Below are 4,053 nucleotides of genomic sequence, written 5' to 3' on the forward strand. Positions count from 1 at the left end.
CTCGACTGGCCGTTTGCGGTATCGCTCGGGTGTGAGTGCCATGCCCGCGCACGGTAGGGGGGGCGGGGGGCGAGCCGCCCCCCCCCCGAGTGGGCAGCCCCTCGCCCCCCGGTGACGCCGCCCCCCGGCGCGGGCCCCCGCCGGCCCCCCGCCCCCGCCCCCCCCTCCGCGGCCCCCCCCCGGGCGGCATACGGGGGTCCCCGCGACCGGCCTGGTGGGGGCGACGCCGCGCGCCCGCACGATGTCGACGGCGGCGAAGGCCGACACCACGCCGAGCGGGCCGTCGTAGGCGCCGCCGTCGGGCACCGAGTCCAGGTGCGAGCCGGTGACGAAGGCGTCCCTCGGCTCGCCCTGCCAGCCCTCGGGCAGCCACCACGCCCACAGGTTGCCGTTGCGGTCCTCCTCGACGTCCATGCCGCGCTCGCGCGCGCACCCGGTGAACCACTCCCGCAGCGTCATGTCGGCGTCGTTCCAGGCGAAACGGCGGTAGCCGCCGGTGGCGGCCTCCCGGCCGACGTCGAGGATCGACTCCCACATCGTGTCGAAGGTCATCGGTGCACTGCTCCTGTTCGCGCGGCGTCGCGCTCGTCGTGACGGTGAGAACGGCTGTCCCGGAACGGGACTCAGAACTGTCCGGGAATCCAGGTGGTACCGGCCAGCGGCACCCGCGCCATGGCGGCGGCCTCGACGGTCAGCGCGACCAGGTCCTCCGGCTCCAGATTGCGCAGATGCGACTTGCCGCACGCCCTGGCGAGGGTCTGTGCCTCCATGGTCAGCACCCGCAGGTAGTTGGCCAGCCTGCGGCCGGCGGCCACCGGGTCGAGATTGCGGGCCAGCTCCGGGTCCTGGGTGGTGATGCCCGCCGGGTCGCGGCCGTCCTGGAAGTCGTCGTAGAAACCGGGCGCCGAACCGAGCGCGGCGTACTGCTCGGCGAAGCGCGGGCTGTTGTCGCCGAGGGCGATCAGCGCGGCGGTGCCGATGGCCACCGCGTCCGCGCCGAGCGCCATGGCCTTGGCCACATCGGCGCCGCTGCGGATGCCGCCGGAGACGATCAGCTGCACCTTGCGGTGCATGCCCATCTCCTGCAGCGCCTGCACGGCCTGCGGGATGGCGGCCAGGGTGGGAATGCCGACGTGCTCGATGAACACGTCCTGGGTGGCGGCGGTGCCGCCCTGCATGCCGTCGACCACCACCACGTCCGCGCCTGCCTTCACCGCCAGCTTGACGTCGTAATAGGTGCGGGTCGCCCCGACCTTGACGTAGACGGGCTTCTCCCAGTCGGTGATCTCGCGCAGCTCGGTGATCTTGATCGCCAGGTCGTCGGGGCCGGTCCAGTCCGGGTGGCGGCAGGCCGAGCGCTGGTCGACGCCCTGCGGCAGGGTGCGCATCTTCGCGACCCGCTCGGTGATCTTCTGGCCGAGCAGCATGCCGCCGCCGCCCGGCTTGGCGCCTTGGCCGAGCACCACCTCGATGGCGTCAGCCTTGCGCAGGTCGTCGGGGTTCATGCCGTAGCGCGAGGGCAGGTACTGGTAGACCAGGTGCTTGGACTGGCCGCGCTCCTCCGGGGTCATGCCGCCGTCGCCGGTGGTGGTCGAGGTGCCGACCTCGCTGGCGCCGCGGCCGAGCGCCTCCTTGGCCTGGCCGGACAGCGCGCCGAAGCTCATGCCCGCGATGGTGATCGGGATGTCCAGGTGCAGCGGGAACTTCGCGTGCCGGTCGCCGAGGACCACATCGGTGTCACAACGCTCCCGGTAACCCTCCAGCGGGTAGCGCGACATCGAGGCGCCGAGGAACAGCAGGTCGTCGAAGTGCGGCAGCGGCCGCTTGGCGCCCCAGCCGCGGATGTCGTAGATGCCGGTCTCGGCGGCGCGCTGGATCTCGGCGATCACCGAACGTGGGAAGGTGGCCGACTCGCGGAGCGTGGGATCGTGAGCTGTGGTCATCGGAGGAGTCCTGTCGTTGGTCGGGGGCGGACCGGGCGGGTGGTCGCGGGGTCAGTAGGCGCTGACGTTGTCGACGTGGAAGTTGTAGAGCGAGCGGGCCGAGCCGTAGCGGGTGAAATCGGCCGGATCGGCGTCCATTCCGGCCGCCGCCAGCAACTCGGCCAGCTCGGCCAGATGCTCCTCGCGCATCGGCTTGGCGATGCAGTCCGCGCCGAGGGAGGCCACCGTGCCGCGCACGTAGATGCGCGCCTCGTAGAGCGAATCGCCCAGTGCCTCACCGGCGTCGCCGAGCACGACCAGCCTGCCCGCCTGTCCCATGAAAGCGCTCATGTGGCCGATGTCGCCGCCCACCACGATGTCGACGCCCTTCATCGAGATGCCGCAGCGTGCCGCCGCATTGCCCTCGATGACGAGCAGTCCGCCGTGCGCGGTGGCGCCCGCGGACTGCGAGGCGTCGCCGGTGACCCGCACGGTGCCCGACATCATGTTCTCGGCCACGCCCACCCCGGCGTTGCCGCGCACGGTGACCGAGGCGTTCTGGTTCATGCCCGCGCAGTAGTAGCCGACATGGCCCTCGATGGTGACGTCGATGTCCTCGGTGAGACCACAGGCCAGCGCGTGCGCGCCGCGCGGTTCGGTGAGCACCACCCGCCGGGGCGCGTCCGCGCTGTGCAGCAGGGTGTTCACCTCGCGCACCGAGGTCTGCGTCAGATCCAGACGGGTGGTTTCCACGGTGGTCACTGCCGGTGCCATAGGTAGACCTCTTCCGGTTCGGGTTCGAAGATGTGGGCGTCGGCGACGCCGGGCAGATCGGCCAGCGCGCGATACTCCGAGGCCATGGCCACCCAGCGGTCGGTCTCGGCGACGACGGCGGGCTTGCAGGCGATGGGATCGCGCAGCACGGCGAAGGATTCGGAGTTGGCGACGAGCAGGGTGTAGAAGCCGTCGAAGCGCTCCATGAGCAGCCGCAGCGCCTTCTCCAGGTCGATGCCCTGGGCCAGCAGGGCGGCGATGAACCGCGCACCGACCTCGGTGTCGTTGTCGGAGTCGAACACCACGCCCGCGCGCTGCAACTCGTGCTGGACGCTCTTGTGGTTGGAGAACGAGCCGTTGTGCACCAGGCACTGATCCGGGCCGACCGAGAACGGGTGCGAGCCGGCGGCGGTGACCGCCGACTCGGTCGCCATCCTGGTGTGCGCCACCCCCTGCCAGCCCTGCGCCCGCGGCAGGCCGAACCGGTGCGCCAGCTCGGTGGGATCGCCGATGCCCTTGACCACCGTCAGGTCGGCGCCGAAGCCGATGACGCGGGCCGCCGGCGCCACGGCGGGCACGGCGGCGGCCAGCTCGGCGGCGTCGATCGGCGCGTGCAGCACGGTGGTCGGAGCGAGATCGATGCCGGTCACGGTCACGCCGAGCAGATCGCCGAGGCCCGCGGCGAGTTCGCCCGCGGGCACGCCCGCGTCGAGCAGCGAGACGGTGGACTCGCCGGGCGGCGACCAGTTCGGGTCGCCGTAGACGGCCATGCCCGCCGAATCGGGCCCGCGGTCGCACATCTGGTCGAGCATGCCGGTCAGCAGCGCGCCGAGCCGCGGATACAGCGTCTCGTCGCGCAGGTGCAAGCCGACTATTCCGCACATGGGAGCTCTCCTCTTCTGGGTAGGGGCCGTCTGGGTAGGGCTGTCAGGGTGAGGGCGTGTGGGTAGGAGGGGGGGTCGTGACCGGGTCAGAACGCGGTCAGGTAGCGGTCGATCTCCCAGCTGGAGACCGTGTTGTGCCAGGCGAAGAACTCCTCGCGCTTGAGTCCGCTGAAGTAGGAACTGACGCCGGGGCCCGCGCCGTCGAGCGCGCCGCTGATCACCGGGTCGGCGTCGAGGGCGTCCATGGCGTGCAGCAGCGTCATCGGCAGCATGTCGCCGTGCACGGCGCCGGTGCCGGGATCGCCGGGGTCGAGCTCGCGGTCGATGCCGTCCAGCGCCGCCGCCACCGTCGCGGGGGCGGCCCGGGTCGGGTTGGGCGGGCCCGCGCCCCCGCGCCGCGCGACACCGGTGGGGTGCGGGGCCCCCACGGTCTGGGGGGGGGGGGTGGCGGCGGGGGGGGGGGTGCGCGGGGG

3 protein-coding genes and 2 pseudogenes are annotated in these 4,053 nt (G+C 72.4%); all 5 read right to left on the reverse strand.

Going from position 1 to position 4,053, the window contains the following annotated elements; all coding sequences use genetic code 11:
- Positions 1-552: pseudogene (locus QH283_RS01045) on the reverse strand (hypothetical protein); the annotation flags it as partial.
- Between the two features lie 71 nt (positions 553-623).
- On the reverse strand, positions 624-1,943 hold the full coding sequence (locus QH283_RS01050) for an FMN-binding glutamate synthase family protein (RefSeq protein ID WP_280501144.1): 1,320 nt from the start codon (positions 1,941-1,943) through the stop codon (positions 624-626).
- A gap of 51 nt (positions 1,944-1,994) precedes the next feature.
- The gene (locus tag QH283_RS01055; RefSeq protein ID WP_280501145.1) at positions 1,995-2,696 is read right to left on the reverse strand and encodes a protein glxC; all 702 of its coding nucleotides are present in this window, start codon (positions 2,694-2,696) and stop codon (positions 1,995-1,997) included.
- Positions 2,681-3,580, reverse strand: coding sequence for a class II glutamine amidotransferase (locus QH283_RS01060; RefSeq protein WP_280501146.1), 900 nt, complete (start codon positions 3,578-3,580; stop codon positions 2,681-2,683). Before QH283_RS01060 ends, QH283_RS01055 begins: the two co-directional genes overlap by 16 nt.
- Before the next feature lie 86 nt (positions 3,581-3,666).
- A pseudogene (locus QH283_RS01065) lies at positions 3,667-4,053 on the reverse strand (type III glutamate--ammonia ligase); the annotation flags it as partial.

Origin of the sequence: Nocardia farcinica, assembly GCF_029867845.1 — a bacterium.
GTDB lineage: Bacteria > Actinomycetota > Actinomycetes > Mycobacteriales > Mycobacteriaceae > Nocardia > Nocardia farcinica_A.

Excerpts from the sequence above, each read along its gene's own strand:
- QH283_RS01060 (WP_280501146.1), bottom strand. The coding sequence starts at position 3,580 with ATGTGCGGAATAGTCGGCTTGCACCTGCGCGACGAGACGCTGTATCCG.
- QH283_RS01055 (WP_280501145.1), bottom strand. The coding sequence starts at position 2,696 with ATGGCACCGGCAGTGACCACCGTGGAAACCACCCGTCTGGATCTGACG.
- QH283_RS01050 (WP_280501144.1), bottom strand. The coding sequence starts at position 1,943 with ATGACCACAGCTCACGATCCCACGCTCCGCGAGTCGGCCACCTTCCCA.